The 19,646-nt window shown below is 58.4% G+C and carries 15 protein-coding genes and 7 tRNA genes; 4 read left to right on the top strand and 18 right to left on the bottom strand.

The genetic code is table 11. The features are described from left to right. Positions 1-68 precede the first annotated feature (68 nt). From lnt to miaB, 5 genes are all read right to left on the bottom strand, one after another. Positions 69-1,592: an apolipoprotein N-acyltransferase gene (gene lnt / locus MC269_RS13220; protein ID WP_239952685.1), complete on the bottom strand. Its 1,524-nt coding sequence runs from the start codon at positions 1,590-1,592 to the stop codon at positions 69-71. Between the two features lie 4 nt (positions 1,593-1,596). Further along, entirely contained in the window at positions 1,597-2,478 is an 882-nt protein-coding gene (corC, locus tag MC269_RS13215) for a CNNM family magnesium/cobalt transport protein CorC (RefSeq protein WP_081139411.1), read from the bottom strand. 82 nt (positions 2,479-2,560) lie between these two features. After that, a complete protein-coding gene (gene ybeY / locus MC269_RS13210; protein WP_081139412.1) occupies positions 2,561-3,034 on the bottom strand; it encodes an rRNA maturation RNase YbeY in 474 nt (157 codons plus the stop codon). Continuing rightward, positions 3,031-4,080 (bottom strand): PhoH family protein, encoded by a 1,050-nt coding sequence (locus tag MC269_RS13205; RefSeq protein WP_081139413.1) that lies wholly within the window; start codon positions 4,078-4,080, stop codon positions 3,031-3,033. Before MC269_RS13205 ends, ybeY begins: the two co-directional genes overlap by 4 nt. 205 nt (positions 4,081-4,285) lie before the next feature. Further along, positions 4,286-5,722 (bottom strand): tRNA (N6-isopentenyl adenosine(37)-C2)-methylthiotransferase MiaB, encoded by a 1,437-nt coding sequence (gene miaB, locus MC269_RS13200; RefSeq protein WP_081139414.1) that lies wholly within the window; start codon positions 5,720-5,722, stop codon positions 4,286-4,288. Between the two features lie 212 nt (positions 5,723-5,934). Here miaB and ubiF point away from each other — a divergent pair, with 212 nt between their 5' ends. Then, positions 5,935-7,107: a 3-demethoxyubiquinol 3-hydroxylase gene (ubiF, locus tag MC269_RS13195; RefSeq protein ID WP_239952684.1), complete on the top strand. Its 1,173-nt coding sequence runs from the start codon at positions 5,935-5,937 to the stop codon at positions 7,105-7,107. 316 nt (positions 7,108-7,423) lie between these two features. Here ubiF and MC269_RS13190 read toward each other — a convergent pair. The 12 genes from MC269_RS13190 to nagB all read right to left on the bottom strand — a co-directional run bounded on the left by MC269_RS13190 (position 7,424) and on the right by nagB (position 14,253). Continuing rightward, positions 7,424-7,498 (bottom strand) — tRNA-Gln (locus MC269_RS13190). Between the two features lie 27 nt (positions 7,499-7,525). Then, positions 7,526-7,600: transfer RNA gene (locus MC269_RS13185), tRNA-Gln, on the bottom strand. Between the two features lie 6 nt (positions 7,601-7,606). Then, a tRNA-Met gene (locus tag MC269_RS13180) sits at positions 7,607-7,683 on the bottom strand. Positions 7,684-7,710: 27 nt separating this feature from the next. Next, positions 7,711-7,785: transfer RNA gene (locus tag MC269_RS13175), tRNA-Gln, on the bottom strand. Positions 7,786-7,819: 34 nt separating this feature from the next. Continuing rightward, positions 7,820-7,894 (bottom strand) — tRNA-Gln (locus MC269_RS13170). A gap of 21 nt (positions 7,895-7,915) precedes the next feature. Continuing rightward, positions 7,916-8,000: transfer RNA gene (locus tag MC269_RS13165), tRNA-Leu, on the bottom strand. 8 nt (positions 8,001-8,008) lie between these two features. Further along, a tRNA-Met gene (locus MC269_RS13160) sits at positions 8,009-8,085 on the bottom strand. A 216-nt stretch (positions 8,086-8,301) separates the two neighbouring features. Beyond that, positions 8,302-9,969, bottom strand: a complete 1,668-nt coding sequence (asnB, locus tag MC269_RS13155) for an asparagine synthase B (RefSeq protein WP_081136347.1) — start codon at positions 9,967-9,969, stop codon at positions 8,302-8,304. A 276-nt stretch (positions 9,970-10,245) separates the two neighbouring features. Next, positions 10,246-10,998 carry an HAD-IIA family hydrolase gene (locus tag MC269_RS13150; protein ID WP_239952683.1) on the bottom strand — a complete coding sequence of 251 codons (753 nt, stop codon included), beginning with the start codon at positions 10,996-10,998 and terminating at the stop codon, positions 10,246-10,248. 20 nt (positions 10,999-11,018) lie between these two features. Continuing rightward, positions 11,019-12,239: an N-acetylglucosamine repressor gene (locus MC269_RS13145; RefSeq protein ID WP_081136343.1), complete on the bottom strand. Its 1,221-nt coding sequence runs from the start codon at positions 12,237-12,239 to the stop codon at positions 11,019-11,021. A 7-nt stretch (positions 12,240-12,246) separates the two neighbouring features. Beyond that, positions 12,247-13,395, bottom strand: a complete 1,149-nt coding sequence (nagA, locus tag MC269_RS13140) for an N-acetylglucosamine-6-phosphate deacetylase (protein WP_081136341.1) — start codon at positions 13,393-13,395, stop codon at positions 12,247-12,249. A gap of 57 nt (positions 13,396-13,452) precedes the next feature. Further along, positions 13,453-14,253: a glucosamine-6-phosphate deaminase gene (nagB, locus tag MC269_RS13135; protein ID WP_081136339.1), complete on the bottom strand. Its 801-nt coding sequence runs from the start codon at positions 14,251-14,253 to the stop codon at positions 13,453-13,455. Between the two features lie 329 nt (positions 14,254-14,582). Between nagB and nagE the strand changes: the two genes are divergently transcribed. The 3 genes from nagE to MC269_RS13120 all read left to right on the top strand — a co-directional run bounded on the left by nagE (position 14,583) and on the right by MC269_RS13120 (position 19,072). Next, positions 14,583-16,610, top strand: a complete 2,028-nt coding sequence (gene nagE, locus MC269_RS13130) for an N-acetylglucosamine-specific PTS transporter subunit IIBC (RefSeq protein ID WP_239952682.1) — start codon at positions 14,583-14,585, stop codon at positions 16,608-16,610. A 162-nt stretch (positions 16,611-16,772) separates the two neighbouring features. Further along, entirely contained in the window at positions 16,773-18,440 is a 1,668-nt protein-coding gene (gene glnS, locus MC269_RS13125) for a glutamine--tRNA ligase (protein WP_239952681.1), read from the top strand. Between the two features lie 236 nt (positions 18,441-18,676). Next, the gene (locus MC269_RS13120; RefSeq protein ID WP_081136333.1) at positions 18,677-19,072 is read left to right on the top strand and encodes a hypothetical protein; all 396 of its coding nucleotides are present in this window, start codon (positions 18,677-18,679) and stop codon (positions 19,070-19,072) included. A gap of 61 nt (positions 19,073-19,133) precedes the next feature. Here the strand turns inward: MC269_RS13120 and fur are convergent, their stop codons facing one another. Further along, complete coding sequence (gene fur / locus MC269_RS13115) at positions 19,134-19,577, bottom strand: ferric iron uptake transcriptional regulator (protein ID WP_081136331.1); 444 nt, start codon at positions 19,575-19,577, stop codon at positions 19,134-19,136. Between the last annotated feature and the right edge of the window lie 69 nt (positions 19,578-19,646).

Here is a 19,646-nt window from a genome sequence, read left to right as displayed (position 1 = left end):
GAAGGCGGAAAAGCAGGCGGAAAATGGCGCAGCGGCGGCGAGAGGGTTCCCGCCGCCGATAAGAGACGTCAGGCTTTGCGACGCCACAGCGCCAGCAGCGCGGCGGCCAGCGTCAGCAGCCAGACCGGCCACAGGCCGGCATGAGCGTAGGGGGTTTCGCCGGTGGTCGGCGTCACCTTATCCAGCAGCACGTCACGGGTAAACTGCGGCAGGATTTTCTGCACCTCGCCCTGCGCATTCACCACGGCGGTGACGCCGTTGTTGGTGCTGCGCAGCAGCGGACGGCCCAGCTCCAGGGCGCGCATCCGCGCCATCTGGAAATGCTGCCACGGGCCGATTGAGTGGCCGAACCAGGCGTCGTTGGAGACGGTCAGCAGGAAATCGGTGTCGGGACGGAAGTTGGCGCGCACCTGCTCGCCCAGCACGATCTCATAGCAGATGGCGCTGGTGAGGCGATAGCCCGCCGCCTGCAGCTGCGGCTGCAGATAGCTGCCGCGGCTAAATGAGGACATCGGCAGATCGAAGAAGGGCGCCAGCGGACGCAGCAGGCTCTCCAGCGGCACGAACTCGCCAAAGGGCACCAGATGGTTTTTCTGGTAGCGGTTCATGCTCTGGTAGCTGTAGGGCGTCTTGCCGCCCAGCACGATCACCGAGTTGTAATCGTGATAGCGATTCTGCTCCAGACGGGAATCAACGATGCCGGTGATCAGCGCGCTGCCGCGCTGGCGCAGTTCGCTGTCCAGCGCGCGCAAAAACGGCTGCTGGTTGCTTTCCAGATCGGTGATTGCCGACTCGGGCCAGACGATCAGCGGCGCGTGACCCACCAGCGGCTGCGTCAGACCGTTATAGGCGCGCAGCGTGTTAAGCAGCTGCTGCGGATCCCACTTCATCGACTGCGGAATATTGCCCTGCACCAGCGCGACCTCGACGCTGCGCGTTGGCTGCGGCTGGGTCCAGTGGATATTACGCAGCGGCCAGGGCAGCGCCAGCAGCAGCAGCGCGGCGATGGCGCTCTTTGCGCTGCGCTGGTGAAGGGCAAACGCCAGCAGACCCGCGACCATCATCAGAATAAAGGTCAGGGTTTCCACGCCTGCCAGCGGCGCCAGGCCTTTCAGCGGGCCGTCGATCTGGCTGTAACCGAACTGCAGCCAGGGAAAGCCGGTCAGCACCCAGCCGCGCAGGAATTCGCTCAGCTGCCACAGCGCGGGCGCCGCCAGCACCAGACGCCACAGCGTGGCGCGCGGCCAGAAGCGGTTAAGCACGCCGGCGAACAGCGCCGGATAGAGCGACAGATAGGCCGCCAGCAGGATCACCAGAAACACGTTGACCGGGCCGGGCATGCCGCCGAAGGTGGCGATGCTGACGTAAACCCAGTTGACGCCGCTGCCGAACAGGCCGAAGCCCCAGGCGAAGCCGATGGCGGTGGCCTGACCGCTGCGACGATCCAGCGTCAGCAGCTGCAGGCCGCCCAGCGACAGCAGCGCGGCGGGCCAGAAATCATAGGGAGAGAAGGCGAGGGTGCCGAGGGCACCCGTTAACAGTGCCAGCAACAAACGTACCCGCTGGCGCGGGTAAAGTCGGGCCAAAGACATAGGGTTATTCGTCATCCAGTTGAGGTAACGGCGAATTGTCCGGAATTTTTACATGCACCTGGATGATGCGACGGCTGTCGGCCATGGCGACCTTGAAAAGATACCCGTCGATGTCAATACTCTCTCCCCGTCCGGGAAGGTGGCCGAATCCCTGCATGACCAGTCCGCCAATCGTGTCCACTTCTTCGTCGCTGAACTGCGTGCCGAACACCTCGTTGAAATCTTCAATCGGGGTCAGGGCGCGCACCGTATAGGTCTGACGGTTCAGCTGACGGATATCGCGATCTTCTTCGTCATCATATTCATCTTCGATTTCCCCGACGATCAGCTCAAGGATATCCTCAATCGTCACCAGGCCGGAGACGCCGCCGAATTCATCAATGACGATTGCCATATGGTAGCGCTGGGAACGAAACTCTTTCAGCATGCGGTCGACGCGCTTGCTCTCCGGCACCACAACCGCCGGGCGCAGCACTTTTTCCATGCTGAACGGCTCTGATTCGCTGCTCATAAACGGCAGCAAATCTTTCGCCATCAAAATGCCTTCTACATGATCTTTGTCTTCGCTGATCACCGGGAAGCGGGAGTGGGCGGATTCGATAATCACGTCCAGGCACTCGTCCAGCGTCTGGTTGCGCTTCAGGGTAATCATTTGCGAACGCGGGATCATGATGTCGCGCACGCGCTGCTCAGCAATATCCAGCACCCCTTCGAGCATGTCGCGGGTATCTTCGTCAATCAGCTCTTTTTGTTCGGAGTCGCGGATCAGCTCCAGTAGTTCGTCACGGTTTTGCGGTTCGCCGTGAAACAGTTGGTTGATAAGCAGGGAAAAGAATCCCTTTTTACTACTGGGTGCATCGCTGTTTTGAGAATGGTCGTCGCTCATGGCGTTATTTTAGAGATCTCTCTGGTGAGGGGATATCGCTGCCGGCGTCCTCGCCAGCAGCAGCGTAATCTGAGCCAGCGGCTCAGGCGTCTTCTTTTTCCGAAATGTACGGATCGGGATAACCAAGAGCAAGCATTATCTCCGTCTCCAGCGCTTCCATCTCTTCGGCTTCCTCATCTTCGATGTGGTCGTAGCCGAGCAGATGCAGGGTGCCGTGCACCACCATATGCGCCCAGTGCGCCTCAACGCTTTTCCCTTGCTCCTCCGCCTCTTGCTCAACCACCTGACGGCAAATAATCAGGTCGCCCAGCAGCGGCAGCTCAATGCCCGGCGGCGCTTCGAAGGGAAAAGAGAGCACGTTGGTCGGCTTGTCCTTGCCGCGATAAGTCAGATTAAGCTCATGGCTCTCCGCCTCGTCTACCAGGCGAATGGTGACTTCGCTCTCTGGCTGAAAAGGGGCGACCGCCGCGTCCAGCCAGCGCTGAAACGCGGCCTCGTCAGGCAGGCCGCCGGTCTGTTCGCAGGCGAGCTGCAAATCGAGAATCGCTACGCTCATTTAGGCTCCTGTGCCGCCAGCGCGTCGCGCTTGCGCTCTTCCGCAAGCTTGTCGCGACGTTTCTGATCCGCCTCTTCCCAGGCTTCATAGGCGGTGACGATACGCGCTACTACCGGGTGTCGCACCACGTCTTCGCTCTGGAAGAAGTTAAAGCTCAGCTCTTCCACCTCTGACAGCACCTCGATGGCGTGGCGCAGGCCCGATTTGGTGCTGCGCGGCAGGTCGATCTGCGTGACGTCGCCGGTGATCACCGCTTTGGAATTGAAGCCGATACGGGTCAGGAACATCTTCATCTGTTCGATGGTGGTGTTCTGACTCTCATCGAGGATCACAAAGGCGTCGTTGAGCGTGCGGCCGCGCATATAGGCGAGCGGCGCGACTTCGATAACGTTGCGCTCCATCAGCTTTTCCACGCGCTCGAAGCCGAGCATTTCAAACAGGGCGTCATAGAGCGGACGCAGGTAGGGATCGACCTTCTGGCTCAGGTCGCCAGGCAGGAAGCCGAGCTTTTCGCCCGCCTCTACCGCCGGACGCGTCAGCAGAATACGGCGGATCTCCTGGCGCTCCAGCGCATCCACCGCCGCCGCCACTGCGAGGTAGGTTTTACCCGTACCGGCCGGGCCGATGCCGAAGGTGATGTCGTGGTCGAGAATATTGGCGATGTACTGCGCCTGATTCGGCGTGCGCGGCTTGATAACGCCGCGCTTGGTCTGGATATGCACCGCTTTGCCGTAGTCCGGCACGCTGTCGGCGGTCTGCTCCAGCACCCGGCTCTCTTTAATCGCCAGATGGATCTGCTCCGGCTCGATGTCCGGAATGACGCCGCGCACCGGCGCGGTGTCGACATAGAGCGTGCGCAGAATATTTTCGGCGGCGTTAACGCAGAGGGCGCGGCCCACCAGCTTGAAGCTGTTGTCGCGACGGTTGATTTCAATGCCCAGACGACGCTCAAGCTGTTTCACGTTGTCGTCGAACGGACCGCACAGGCTCATCAGCCGGCGGTTATCAGCCGGTTCAAGGGCGATTTCACGAGTTTCGATATTCAAACGAATCCTTTGGGTCACTCAGGGCCAGTTGGAATGGGTGTCTGATGCCGGGTTGGCTAACGACGGCACTTAAAGGAATTATTTATGGCATGTCGCCAGGGCGCAAGCGTTGCTAAGGATATTTGGGCAGCGCCTCCAGAAACCAAGGGCGCGCAGAAGAAAAGGGCGGCAGCGCTGCACGCACTGCCGCAGAGGGAAACAGCTCTCAAGGCTGGAAGGTGCCGACGCCGATCTCGTTCTCTTTGCGCGTGCGCGCGATAACCGATGCCGGGCTTTCGACAATGCGCAGGCCCATCTCCTCCTCGGTGCGCACCACTTTGCCGCGCAGCGAGTTGGTGTAGACGTCGACGATTTCGACATCGACAAACTTGCCGATCATCTCTGGCGAACCTTCAAAGTTCACCACGCGGTTGGTTTCCGTACGGCCTGACAGCTCCATCACGTTTTTACGCGAGGTGCCTTCCACCAGGATGCGCTGCACGGTGCCGAGCATACGGCGGCTCCAGGCCATCGCCTGCTGGTTGATGCGATCCTGCAGGATGTAGAGGCGCTGTTTTTTCTCTTCTTCCGAAACGTCGTCCGGCAGATCCGCCGCCGGCGTGCCGGGGCGCGCGGAGTAGATAAAGCTGAAGCTCATGTCGAAGTTGACGTCGGCGATCAGCTTCATGGTCTGTTCGAAGTCCTGCTGGGTTTCGCCGGGGAAGCCGATGATGAAGTCGGAGCTGATTTGAATCTCCGGGCGCGCAGCGCGCAGCTTGCGGATAATCGCCTTGTACTCCAGCGCGGTGTGGGCGCGCTTCATTAGCGTCAGGATGCGATCCGCGCCGCTCTGCACCGGCAGATGCAGGAAGCTTACCAGCTCCGGCGTGTCGCGGTAGACCTCGATAATGTCGTCGGTGAATTCGATCGGATGGCTGGTGGTGAAGCGAATGCGGTCGATGCCGTCAATCGCGGCCACCAGGCGCAGCAGTTCGGCGAAGGTGCAGATTTCGCCGTCGAAGGTCGCGCCGCGATAGGCGTTGACGTTCTGTCCCAGCAGGTTCACTTCACGCACGCCCTGCGCCGCCAGCTGAGCGATCTCCAGCAGGATGTCGTCGCAGGGGCGGCTGACCTCTTCGCCGCGCGTGTAGGGCACCACGCAGAAGGTGCAGTATTTGTTGCAGCCTTCCATGATGGAGACGAACGCGGTCGGGCCTTCCGCGCGTGGTTCAGGCAGGCGGTCGAATTTTTCGATTTCCGGGAAGCTGATATCGACGATCGGACTTTTGCTGCCGCGCACGCTGTTGATCATTTCCGGCAGGCGATGCAGGGTCTGCGGGCCGAATACGATATCTACGTAGCTGGCGCGCTGGCGAATATGATCCCCTTCCTGCGACGCCACGCAGCCGCCGACACCGATAATCAAATCAGGGTTGCGCTCTTTCAGCGTTTTCCAGCGGCCCAGCTGGTGGAACACTTTCTCCTGCGCCTTCTCGCGAATGGAACAGGTGTTGAGCAGCAGAACGTCCGCCTCGTCAGCTTCCTCGGTCAGCGTGTAGCCGTGGGTGCTGTTCAGCAGGTCGGCCATCTTCGATGAATCATACTCATTCATCTGACAGCCCCAGGTTTTGATATGCAGTTTTTTCATTGTCGAACTAGCCATTGATTCAGTGCAGTGAGGTGCAGGGCGCGTATTGTAATGCTTTGACGCTGTTGTGACCAGCGCATAGCCGTCATACTTCCCGCGAGGGCGCGCAAAGTCTGAACATTATCCGCGCGCTGGCCGGGCTTTTCTGTCGGTCAGGCGTTTTTCCGGTACACTTTGCGCCAGTGAACCCGCCTCTGAGGCGGGCAGAGATCAGAAGGAGATGAGCAATGCAGGATAACCGCTTTAATGTGGTGGTGGTGGGCGGCGGCATGGTCGGCGCGGCGCTGGCGTGCAGTCTGGCGCTGCAGCGGTTTCGCGTCGCGGTGGTGGATCGCGCGGAGCCTGCGCCTTTCGACGCCAGCAGCGATCCCGACGTGCGTATCTCCGCCATTGGCAGCGCGTCGGTGGGGCTGCTGAAGCAGCTGGATGTCTGGCCGCGCGTCGAGGCGATGCGCTGCGCGCCCTATCGCAAGCTTGAGACCTGGGAGTGGCAGACGGCGCACGTCAGTTTCGACGCCGCGTCGCTGGGCCTGCCGGAGCTGGGCTTTATGGTTGAAAACAGCGTGCTGCAGCGCGCGCTGTGGGAGCGCATGGTGCAGCTCGATATTGCATTACGCTCTCCTGCGACGCTGGCCGATTTGAGGCAGGAGAATGGCGGCTGGCGGCTCGATTTAGGCGACGGCGAGGCGCTGCATACCCGGCTGGTGGTGGGCGCCGACGGCGCGAATTCGCAGGTGCGGCAGATGGCCGGCATCGGCATTGACGGCTGGAGCTATGCGCAGTCCTGTTTGCTGATTAGCGTAACCTGCGAGCATCCGGCGGGCGACGCCACCTGGCAGCAGTTTACGCCGCACGGCCCGCGCGCCTTTTTACCGCTGTATGACAACCGCGCCTCGCTGGTGTGGTATGACGCGCCGGCGCGCATCCGTCAGCTGCAGGCGATGGGACTGCCGCAGCTGGAGAAAGAGATTGCGGCGACGTTCCCGGCGCGGCTGGGGCGTTTTAAAGCGCATGCGGCGGGCGGTTTCCCGCTGGTGCGGCGGCATGCGCAGCGCTATGTATTGCCGGGGCTGGCGCTGATCGGCGATGCAGCGCACACCATTAATCCGCTGGCGGGGCAGGGCGTTAATCTGGGCTATCGCGACGTCGACACGCTGGTGGAGGTGCTGGTGGAGGCGCGCGGCAACGCGCAGGACTGGGCGTCGGAAAGTGTGCTGCGTCGTTATCAGTCGCAGCGTCGTCGGGATAATTTGCTGATGCAGAGTGGGATGGATCTGTTCTATTTCGCCTTTAGCAACCGGCTGCCGCCGCTGAAGTTCGCGCGTAATCTGGGGCTGATGGCCGCTGAGCGGTCGGGCGTGCTGAAGCGCAAGGTGCTGCGGTACGCGCTGGGGCTTTAGGCGCAGGCTGCGTCATAGCAAGCGTGGCTGCGGGGTCCGTGCGCGGCCGCAGAGTCTCTCCCCAATCGCAAAGTCGCTGTTCGTCATCCATGACCGCTCGGCCCGCGCAGATACGCACCTCATCCCTGAGGTGCGCCCGTAAACGGGCCAACGCGCTGCGTTGTTCAAAAACGCTCCCGGCGTTTTTGTCCTTGTCGCGGGACGCTTTGCTTTTTGGGGAGAGGCTCTGCAGCCAGTGAGCAGCAGCGTAGCTATGTGAAAAAATCACCAGACGACAAAAACAACAAAGCCCGCGAAAGCGGGCCTGTTGTCAATTTGGCTGGGGTGCAGGGATTCGAACCCCGGAATGCCGGAATCAGAATCCGGTGCCTTACCGCTTGGCGACACCCCAATAGTGTCTTTTCAAATTGTCTTTGTTTGGCTGGGGTACGAGGATTCGAACCTCGGAATGCCGGAATCAGAATCCGGTGCCTTACCGCTTGGCGATACCCCAATAATTTGGTGGCTACGACGGGATTTGAACCTGTGACCCCATCATTATGAGTGATGTGCTCTAACCAGCTGAGCTACGTAGCCAAATGTACTGCTTACTACACCCCGATGTGGCTGGGATACCTGGATTCGAACCAGGGAATGCCGGTATCAAAAACCGGTGCCTTACCGCTTGGCGATATCCCATCTGTCGACTCGTATCCACGAGAGCGCATCGGATTGGCTGGGGTACCTGGATTCGAACCAGGGAATGCCGGTATCAAAAACCGGTGCCTTACCGCTTGGCGATACCCCATCCGGCTGCCGAAGACTGAAATGGTGCGGGAGGCGAGACTTGAACTCGCACACCTTGCGGCGCCAGAACCTAAATCTGGTGCGTCTACCAATTTCGCCACTCCCGCAAAAAAGATGGTGGCTACGACGGGATTTGAACCTGTGACCCCATCATTATGAGTGATGTGCTCTAACCAGCTGAGCTACGTAGCCATCTTTTTTCGCGTTACCTTCATCGGCGTTGCGGGGCGCATTATGCGTATTGAGCTGTGGAGCGTCAACACATTTTTTGCCGATTTTCGCCTTCGCGCGCCTGTTTGTCTGGCTTGTAACCAGGCTGATGAATTATTCGGCAAATTTTGATCGTAACCACATCAAAGCTAAAAAAAAGGGCCCGTGCAAGGCCCATTTTGTTATCGCTTATTTTGCTTATTTATAAGCGGACTGATGCACGCCCACCGCGCGGCCAGAGGGATCGTCCATCGACTTAAACGCTTCGTCCCACTCAATCGCTTTGGCAGAGGAGCAGGCCACCGACGGACCGCCCGGCACGCACTCCGCCGCGCTCGGCAGCGGGAACAGCTCTTCAAAGATTTCGCGATAGAGGTAGCCCTCTTTCGACGCCGGCGTGTTGTACGGGAAGCGGAAGTGTGCGGTCGCCAGCTGCTGATCGCTGACCTGCTTCGCCGCGACCTCTTTCAGCGTGTCGATCCAGCTGTAGCCGACGCCGTCGGAGAACTGCTCTTTCTGGCGCCAGGCGACGCTTTCCGGCAGATAAGAGGAGAAGCATTCGCGCAGGATATGTTTCTCCATTTTGCCGTTGCTGCCGCACATCTTGTCCTGCGGGTTGATGCGCATCGCCACGTCGAGGAATTTTTTATCCAGGAACGGCACGCGCGCTTCCACGCCCCAGGCGGACATCGCTTTGTTGGCGCGCGCGCAGTCGTACATATGCAGCGCCAGCAGCTTGCGCACGTTCTCTTCGTGAAACTCTTTGGCGTTCGGCGCCTTATGGAAGTAGAGATAGCCGCCAAACACTTCGTCGGCGCCCTCGCCGGAGAGCACCATTTTAATGCCCATCGCCTTGATCTTACGCGACATCAGATACATCGGCGTCGAGGCGCGGATGGTGGTGACGTCGTAGGTTTCGATGTGGTAAATCACATCGCGGATCGCATCCAGCCCTTCCTGCACGGTGAAGTGGATTTCGTGATGGACGGTGCCGAGGTGCTCTGCCACAGATTTCGCCGCTTTCAAATCCGGCGAACCTTCCAGACCGACCGCGAAGGAGTGCAGCTGCGGCCACCAGGCGTCGCTTTTATCCTGATCTTCGACGCGTTTGGCGGCGAAGCGTTTGGTCACCGCCGAGATAATTGAGGAGTCGAGACCGCCAGAGAGCAGCACGCCATAGGGCACGTCTGACATCAGGTGGCTTTTTACCGATTCTTCCAGCGCGTGCTTCAGGCCCGCTGCATCGGTGGTGTTGTGCTCAACCGCGGCGTACTCCATCCAGTCGCGCTGCCAGTAGCGACGAATTTCGCCGTCGGTGCTGGAGAGATAGCTTCCCGGCGGGAACTCTTTAATTGAGCGGCACACCGGCACCAGCGCTTTCATTTCCGACGCGACATAGAGGTTGCCGTGTTCGTCGTTGCCCATATAGAGCGGGATGATGCCGATATGGTCGCGGCCGATCAGATACTGCTGCTTTGCGCTGTCCCACAGGATAAAGGCGAACATGCCCTGCAGGTCATCGAGGAAGTCGACCCCTTTTTCCTGATAGAGCGCCAGAATGACTTCGCAGTCAGAGCCGGTCTGGAACTGATAGCGATCGCTCAGCTCGGCGCGCAGCGCCTGATGGTTGTAGATCTCGCCGTTAACCGCCAGAACATGGGTGTGATCGGCGTTGTACAGCGGCTGGGCGCCGTTGTTGACGTCGACGATGGACAGACGCTCATGCGCAAGAATCGCTTTATCGTCAGCATAGACGCCAGACCAGTCCGGTCCGCGGTGACGCATCAGGCGAGAACTCTCCAGCGCTTTTTTACGCAGTTCAACTGGATCGCTTTTCAGATCCAACACACCAAAAATAGAACACATATTCTGACTCCTGAGCTCGCCTGTCGGCGATGTTATCGTTGCCTTGTCCGGCAGCCAGTGGCTGCGTGATGTATAAGAAAATGCGCTATTTCAGGCATGCAATGCAAGCATATTCACCTTTTGCTGATAAAAAGGATGTTGCTTAGGCCTTAATCTTGAATATCGTCTAATTAAAGACGTGTTTTATTGATGGATCGGCAATGAATGGCGGAAAGTGGTTAAGGGTTGAGCAGGAAAGGCGCGCCGCCTGAGAGCAGGCGGCGCAGGAAAGCGCGATTAAAACAGATCGATATCGGCGACGGACGGGTAGATCCAGTCAGGACGGAAGGGCATGGCGTCGATATCGCTCAGCTTCGAGACGCCAGAGAGCACCAGCACCGTCTCCAGGCCCGCCTGGAAGCCGGCCAGAATATCGGTGCGCAGGTTGTCGCCAACAATCACCGTCTCTTCCGAGTGCGCCTGCATCTTATTCAGCGCGGCGCGCATGATATAGGGGCTGGGTTTGCCGACGTAGAATGGACGACGGCCGGAAATTTTTTCAATCCCGGCGCAGAGCGCGCCGCAGGCAGGCACAAAGCCACGCGCGTGGGTATCGGGGTTGGTGGCGATAAAGCGCGCGCCGCTGGCGACGAAGAAGGCGGCCTTATGCATCATCTCCCAGTTAAACGAGCGCGTCTCGCCGACGATAACGAAATCGGGATTGACGTCGGTGATGGTAAAGCCCGCGTTATAGAGTTCGTGGATCAGCGCGCCTTCGCCAATCACATAGGCTTTTTTGCCCTCCTGGCGGCGCAGGAAGTCGGCGGTGGCCATCGCCGAGGTATAAAACACCGAGTCTGGCACCTCGACGCCGGCGTTGGCGAAACGGTTCGCCAGGTCCTGTGCCGTCTGCGAAGGGTAGTTGGTGAGCACCACCAGCGGCATCTTCTTATCCAGGATGCGCTGTAGGAACTCCTGCGCGCCGGGCACGGCGGTGTTGTCATGCATCAGCACGCCGTCAATATCGCAAATTACGCTTTTTATCGTCATAGAGTCAGTCCGGGTCGCGATTACTCTTCCAGTAGATGTTGCAGCAAAATGCCGTTAAGCATGGCGCGTTTCGCCAGGGCGAAGGCGCCTATCGCTGAACGATGATCAAGCTCGGAACGCACCACCGGCAGATTTTTGCGGAAGGCGTTGAGCGCTTGCGTGTTGATACAGCCCTCTATCGCCGGCAGCAGCACTTTTTCGGCGTCGGTGATCTCGCCCGCCAGCACCACTTTCTGCGGGTTAAACAGGTTGATGGCGATAGCGATCGCCTTGCCGAGATAGCGTCCGACATATTCGATCACTTCGCACGCCAGCGCGTCGCCCTGGTTGGCGGCTTTGCAAATCTGTGCCATCTGGCACGCCTCCTGCGTCAGTACGCTGGGATAACCCTGGCTCAGCAGATGGCGCACGCGGTTTTCAATGGCGCCGTTGGCGGCGATGGTTTCCAGGCAGCCGAAGTTGCCGCAGTGGCAGCGCTCACCCAGCGGGTCGACCTGAATATGGCCGATCTCGCCGACGTTGCCGTTGCTGCCAAGGAAGATATGACCGTTGGCAATGATGCCCGCGCCGGTGCCGCGATGCAGTCGCACCAGAATCGAGTCGGCGCAGTCGCGGCTTGCACCAAAGTAGTGCTCCGCCAGCGCCAGGCTGCGGATATCGTGGCCAACAAAGCTGGTGACGCGAAAGCGATTTTGCAGGCCGGCCACCAGCGGCCAGTGGCTGACGGCGATGTGCGGCATATAGCGGATAACGCCGTTGATTGGATCGACCAGGCCGGGCAGGATCACCGAAATGGCGATCAGCTCGCGGATTTTGCGCTGGTGCGCCTCGATAAAGCTGCCGATAGCGGCGAACAGCGCGTGCTCCAGCGTCTCCTGAGTCCGCTCCGGCAGGGCGTAATCTTCCTGCGCCAGCGATTTGCCGCTGAGGTCGAACAGCGTCAGGGTGGCGTCGTAGCGGCCGAGCCGCACGCCGATGGTGTGAAAATTACGGGTTTCGGTGACGATGGAAATGGCGCGGCGACCGCCGGTGGAAGCCTGTTGGTCCACCTCTTTGATCAGGCCGCGCTCAATAAGCTGGCGGGTAATTTTTGTGACGCTGGCGGGCGCAAGCTGGCTGAGTTCGGCAATCTGTATGCGCGAAATGGGACCTTGCTGATCGATTAGCCGGTAAACGGCCGCGCTGTTGAGTTGCTTGACAAGATCGACATTTCCTATTTGTGTCTGGCCGCCAGTGGTCATTCAGTGCTTACTCGCTCAGGACGTCGTCTCCGTTGACAAACGTCTTAATGATTTCAAAATCACGCGTAAAAACAGTGAGGTTGGCGACTTTTCCTGCTTCGACAGTGCCTAGCTGTTTGTCCACGCCCATTGCCTGCGCCGGGTAGAGCGTCGCCATGCGCAGCGCTTCATCCAGCGCGATGCCGACATGTTCGACGGCGTTGCGCACCGATTCAATCATGGTGATGGCGGAGCCGCTCAGCGTTCCATTCTCATCCACGCACAGGCCATTGCGATAGTATATTGTTTTGCCAGCGAAAATAAATTTATCAATCTGCGCGCCTGCGGGCGCGGTGGCGTCGGTGACCAGCACCAGCTTATCGCCTTTGATCCGTTTCGCGTTGCGTACGTTAGCGTAATGGACGTGTAAACCATCTGCAATAATGCCGCAGTATACATCAGGCGAATCAAACAGCGCACCGATCAGGCCAGGTTCGCGTCCAGCGAAGGTCGGCATGGCGTTATAGAGATGGGTGGCGAAGGTGACGCCGGCGCGGAAACCCGCTTTCGCTTCGTCGAAGGTGGCGTTGGAGTGGCCCGCCGAGACAATAATGCCCGCCTCGGTGAGCTGACGGATCACCGCGTCGCCGGCGTTTTCCGGCGCCAGCGTCACCTTGGTGATGACGTCGGCGTTATCGCACAGATAGCGCACCAGCGCCGGGTCGGGCAGGCGGATCAGATCGGGATTATGGGTGCCTTTTTTAGCTTTATTCAGCCACGGGCCTTCCAGATGCAGGCCGAGCGCCTGATTTTGATGCTGGCGCTTGTAGGCGCGCATGGTGTCGATGGCGCGCTTCATCAGCGCGTCGCTGCTGGTGATCAAGGTCGGCAGAAAGCTGGTGCAGCCCGATTTTTCATTGGCGCGCTGCATAATCTCCAGCGTCTCGACGCTCAGCGCGTCAATGTCGTCGTTAAACTGTACGCCGCCGCAGCCGTTGAGCTGTAAATCGATAAAGCCGGGAGCGATCAGCGCGCCGGAGACGTCGCGCAGCGCGATATCGGCAGGCAGCGCGTCGCGTGGACAGACACGCGCGATCAGCCCATCGGCGATAACCACCGCGTGGTTATCCAGAACTTCATGGCCGGTATAAATTCGGCCGTTTACTAATGCGTACATCGTGGTTCTCCCGGCTAAGCCCACCGCAGCGTAACGGCGGGCGTTTACAACATCGTCTTACACACCTTTCATATTTTCCGCTTCCATTTCGCGGAAATATTTCACGGTTTTCACTTTCAGTTCCATGGTAGCGGGCTCGTCGCACACCACCACCGATTTCGGATGCAGCTGCAGGCAGCTGATGGTCCACATATGGTTGACATTGCCTTCCACCGCCGCCTGCAGCGCCTGCGCTTTGACATGGCCGGTCACCAGAATCATCACCTCTTCGGCGTCCAGCAGCGTGCCGACGCCGACGGTCAGCGCATATTTCGGCACCTGATCGACGTCGCCGTTAAAGAAGCGCGAGTTGGCCACGCGGGTGTCGTGCGTCAGCGTTTTAATGCGGGTGCGTGAGGCCAGCGATGACGCGGGTTCGTTAAAGGCGATATGGCCGTCGTTGCCGACGCCGCCCATAAACAGGTGAATTTTACCCAGCGCACGGATCTTCTCTTCATACTGGCGACATTCTGCGTCAATATCTGGCGCATTGCCATTCAGAAGATTGATATTTTCTGGTTGAATATCAACGTGATCGAAAAAGTTGCGATACATAAAGCTGTGGTAGCTTTCCGGGTGCTCTTTCGGCAGGCCGACATACTCGTCCATGTTAAACGTTACAACATGCTTAAAGCTGACCTGGCCCGCTTTGTGCATCTCGATAAGATGCTTGTAGGCTTCCAGCGGCGTGCCGCCTGTCGGTAAACCCAGCACAAAAGGGCGGTCCGCCGTCGGGTTAAACGCATTGATGCGGTTGACGATATGGCGGGCTGCCCATTTGCCTACCTGTCCAGGCGTGGCCAAAGGAATAAGTCGCATGTTTCACCTCGTTCTGAAAAAAGAAAAGGGGGTAATGCAGTCATCGTTGCGGCTTCATCAGCGTGTAAGTTTCAGGCTGGTGCGTTGTACGATCGCTGCGTGCTGATATTTTTCATCATAAAATAAGTTGCTTTCGATCGCCAGTCGTCTCGATGATCATCCATGCTTTTTGGTGATAATTATCACAGAAGAGACGCGTATAATTTGCGAGGCGAATTAATTTATCATTACACTGCGCATCGTGAAGTGTAGTGTCTATCAACCCCTGCAGCTGACAATAAAAAGCACGCGGCGCAGGGCGACAAGCCAGTCTCATAGGGGGAAGGACAATGTTAGGTTACTTACAGAAGGTGGGCCGCGCGCTAATGGTGCCGGTGGCGGTTCTGCCAGCGGCGGCAATATTAATGGGGATCGGCTACTGGCTCGACCCAGACGCCTGGGGCGCGAGCAACGCGCTGGCGGCGCTGTTGATCAAGTCGGGCGCGGCAATTATTGAAAATATGTCGGTGCTGTTTGCAATCGGCGTGGCGTACGGCCTGTCAAAAGATAAAGATGGCGCCGCGGCGCTGACCGGCTACGTTGGTTTCCTGGTGGTCACTACGCTCTGCTCTCCAGCAGCGGTGTCGATGATCCAGAAAATACCACTGGATCAGGTGCCTGCCGCCTTCGGCAAAATCGAAAACCAGTTTGTCGGCATTATGGTGGGTATCCTGTCGGCGGAAGTCTATAACCGCTTCAGCCATGTCGAACTGCCAAAAGCATTGTCTTTCTTTAGCGGGCGACGCCTGGTCCCGATCCTCGTCTCTTTCCTGATGATCATTGTGGCCTTCATCCTGATGTATATCTGGCCGGTAATCTTTAACGCTCTGGTTAACTTCGGCGAACATATTCAGAAACTGGGTTCTGTCGGTGCAGGTATCTATGCCTTCTTTAACCGTCTGCTGATCCCGGTTGGCCTGCACCACGCACTGAACTCGGTGTTCTGGTTCGACGTGGCAGGCATCAACGATATTCCTAAATTCCTCGGCGGCGCGCAGTCTATCGCCAACGGCACCGGCATCGTCGGCATCACCGGTCGCTATCAGGCGGGCTTCTTCCCGATTATGATGTTCGGCCTGCCGGGCGCGGCGCTGGCAATCTACCACTGCGCGCGTCCGGAAAACCGCGTGAAAGTCGGCAGTATCATGCTGGCCGCGGCGTTTGCCGCCTTCTTCACCGGCATCACCGAGCCGCTGGAGTTCTCCTTTATGTTTGTGGCGCCGGTGCTCTATGTGATCCACGCGCTGCTGACCGGCATCTCGGTCTTTATCGCCGCCAGCATGCACTGGATTGCCGGTTTTGGCTTTAGCGCCGGGCTGGTGGATATGGTGCTGTCGAGCCGTAACCCGCTGGCGACCCACTGGTGGATGCTGATCCCGCAGGGCATCGTCTTCTTTGCCCTCTATTATGTGGTGTTCCGCTTCACCATTCAGAAGTTCAACCTGTTGACGCCGGGCCGCGAGCTGGCGGTAGCAGGCGATGAAAGCGACGGCTACGACGTCAACGTCGACCACACCGACAACGGCGAAAGCGCTACCGAATCGCTGGCGCGTCGCTATATCGGCGCGGTGGGCGGCTCCGACAACCTGACCGGCATCGACGCCTGTATCACCCGTCTGCGTCTGAACGTGAAAGACTCGGCGCAGGTCAACGAGTCGGTGGCGAAACGCCTCGGCGCCTCTGGCGTCATCCGCCTCAACAAGCAGAGCGTGCAGGTGATTGTCGGCACCCAGGCGGAGAGCATCGCCTCCGCCATGAAGAAAGTGTTGACCAAAGGACCGGTCGCCTCGGCGGGCAGTGCCCCGGCGGCGGCGCCAGTCGCGGTGAAGCCTCAGGCGGTGCCCGTCACCGCTAGCAAGACCCTCGCCACGCTGCTGGCGCCGGTCAGCGGCACGGTGGTGGCGCTGGAAGAGGTACCTGACGAAGCCTTCGCCAGCAAGGCGGTGGGTGAAGGACTGGCGATCCAGCCAACCGGCAAAAACGTGGTGGCGCCGATTGCGGGAACGGTGGTGAAAATCTTCGACACTAACCACGCATTCTGCCTGGAGACCGAGAGCGGCATTGAGATCGTGGTGCATATGGGCCTCGATACCGTGGCGCTGGGCGGCAAAGGCTTCAGCCGTCGGGTAGAAGAGGGCGCGACGGTAGCGGCGGGTGAGACGGTGCTGGAGATGGATCTCGATTTCCTTAACGCCAGCGCGCGCTCAATGATCAGTCCGGTGGTGGTCAGCAACAGCGAAGATTTCGCCGGGCTGACGCTGCTGGCGACCGGCACGGTGGTGGCGGGTGAAACCCCGCTTTACGAGGTAAAAGGCTAACGCCTTCTCTCCGTTGACGTAAAAAAAAGCAGGCAGGAAGCGATTCCTGCCTTTTTCGTTTTCGCGCCCTAACAAACCGGTTGTTTCCCTGCGACGCTTTGTGGATCATACTCCGTTACTTCGTGGTACACATCACCCGCTATACGTATTGAGGATTGAGAGATGAGTGAGGCTGAAGCCCGCCCAACTAACTTTATTCGTCAGATCATCGACGAAGATTTGGCGAGCGGCAAGCACAACAGCGTGCATACCCGTTTTCCGCCTGAGCCTAACGGCTACCTGCATATTGGCCATGCTAAATCCATCTGCCTGAACTTCGGCATCGCGCAGGATTATCAGGGTCAGTGCAATCTGCGTTTCGACGATACCAATCCGGTGAAAGAGGATATGGAGTTCGTGGAATCGATCAAGCGCGACGTGCAGTGGCTGGGCTTTGAGTGGAGTGGTAACGTTCGCTATTCCTCAGATTACTTCGATCAGCTTTATCACTACGCGGTTGAACTGATCAACAAAGGTCTGGCCTACGTCGACGAACTGACGCCGGAAGAGATCCGCGAATATCGCGGCACCCTGACCGCGCCGGGTAAAAACAGCCCGTACCGCGACCGCAGCGTGGAAGAGAACCTGGCGCTGTTTGAGAAGATGCGCAACGGCGAGTTCGCCGAGGGTAAAGCCTGCCTGCGCGCCAAAATCGATATGGCCTCCAGCTTTATTGTGATGCGCGATCCGGTGCTCTATCGCATCAAGTTCGCCGAGCATCACCAGACCGGCACAAAGTGGTGCATCTACCCGATGTACGACTTTACCCACTGTATCTCCGATGCGCTGGAAAACATCACCCATTCGCTCTGTACGCTGGAGTTTCAGGACAACCGCCGTCTCTATGACTGGGTGCTGGACAACATTACGATTCCGGTGCATCCGCGTCAGTATGAGTTCTCGCGTCTTAACCTTGAATATGCGGTGATGTCGAAGCGTAAGCTGACGCAGCTGGTGAGCGAAAAAGTGGTGGAAGGCTGGGACGATCCGCGCATGCTGACCGTGTCGGGCCTGCGCCGTCGCGGCTACACCGCTGCCTCTATCCGCGAGTTCTGCCGCCGCATCGGCGTGACGAAACAGGACAACGTGGTGGAGATGGCGTCGCTGGAGTCCTGCATTCGCGACGATCTCAACGAAAACGCGCCGCGCGCCATGGCGGTGCTGGATCCGCTGAAGGTGGTGATTGAAAACCTGCCGGCAGGCCATCATGAAACCATCACCATGCCGAACCATCCGAACAAGCCGGAGATGGGCACGCGCGATGTGCCTTTTGGACGCGAAGTCTGGATCGACCGCGCGGATTTCCGCGAGGAAGCCAACAAGCAGTACAAGCGACTGGTGCTGGGCAAAGAGGTGCGTCTGCGCAACGCCTATGTGATCCGCGCTGAGCGCGTTGCTAAAGATGAAGAGGGGAATATCACCTGCATCTACTGCACCTGCGACGTCGATACCCTGAGCAAAGATCCGGCTGACGGCCGCAAGGTGAAGGGCGTGATCCACTGGGTCTCTGCCGAACATGCGCTGCCGGCGGAATTCCGTCTTTACGATCGCCTGTTCAGCGTGCCGAACCCAGGCGCGGCGGAGGATTTCCTCACTACCATCAACCCTGACTCGCTGAGCATTCGTCAGGGATTCGTCGAGCCAGGCGTGCAGCATGCCAGCCCGGACGCGCCCTATCAGTTCGAGCGCGAAGGCTACTTCTGCGTCGACAGCCACTATTCTCGTCCGAACCAGCTGGTGTTTAACCGCACCGTGGGTCTGCGCGACACCTGGGCGAAAATCGGCGATTAAATTTTTGCGTTAACCGCATCATAAAATGATAACAGGGCGAGCAATCGCCCTTTTTTATGGCTGCCATAAGGGAACCGGCATGTTTTTATGCTACAGGCGATAATAATAACTTGTCGGACCAGTCTGGCAGTTATCTGAGTTAATGAAAATTAATCAATTTCCAGATGTGAATTTCATTTTTTCAGGTAGGCTATCCGCTCTCTAAAGAGGCTATGCGGGCAGATAAAGGATAACAAATGACGGCTCTTGGTCAGGAAGCAAAACACAGCGTGGTGGTTTTACATCAGCTGATCGAACGTATGTTTAACCAGCCGTCAGGCGAAGATGACACTTTCCACCTGCTGCTCTCCCATTTTCATCCCGATTTCCGCATGGTCACGCCGCAGGGCAGGCAGCTCGACCTGAATCAGACCGAAGAGCTGTTTCGTCAGCTGCAGGGGAAGCGCGAAGGCATGCGCATTGCCACCAGCGAACACGCGGTGATCTCGCAGCAAAAAGATGAGGTGACTATCCAGTATCGCGAACTGCAGATGATGAACGGCAGCGATCAAACGCGTATCGCGCTGGCGATCCTCGACTGCAGCACCTCCATTCCTCGCTGGCGCTACCTGCACGAAACCCTGGTCGCCTGACCGCCACCCATAAAAAAAGCCGGTATGCATACCGGCTTTTAGCATTACTGCATAGCACATATTACTGGTCGTGGAGCGTGTCGTCTTCGCGGCAATCGCCCAGCGCGCAGTGGCCATAGAGATAGAGGCTATGGTTGGTCAGCTTGATGCCGTGGCGGGTGGCGATGTCGCGCTGACGCGCTTCGATCGATTCGTCGCTGAACTCGATCACTTTACCGCAGTCGAGGCAGATCAGGTGATCGTGGTGATGCTGCTGGGTCAGTTCGAAAACCGATTTCCCGCCTTCAAAGTTGTGACGCGTCACAATGCCCGCATCGTCAAACTGGTTGAGTACGCGATAAACGGTCGCCAGACCAATCTCTTCGCCCATATCGATCAGGCGTTTATAAAGATCTTCCGCGCTGACGTGATGGCACTGAGGTTCCTGAAGCACTTCCAGAATTTTAAGTCTGGGCAGCGTGACTTTCAGGCCAGCCTTCTTTAATGCGGTGTTGTTGTCAGTCATGCGGATAGTGTCCTGTTACTTTGCTGGTTACTTGAGGCGCCTTGCCTTGAATGTCGTTCGGTGTCTATT

The organism is Pantoea sp. Z09 (assembly GCF_022394795.1).
Lineage (GTDB): Bacteria > Pseudomonadota > Gammaproteobacteria > Enterobacterales > Enterobacteriaceae > Pantoea > Pantoea latae.
Note: the sequence above shows the minus strand (reverse complement) of the source record. Positions and strands in the feature narration are given on the sequence as shown.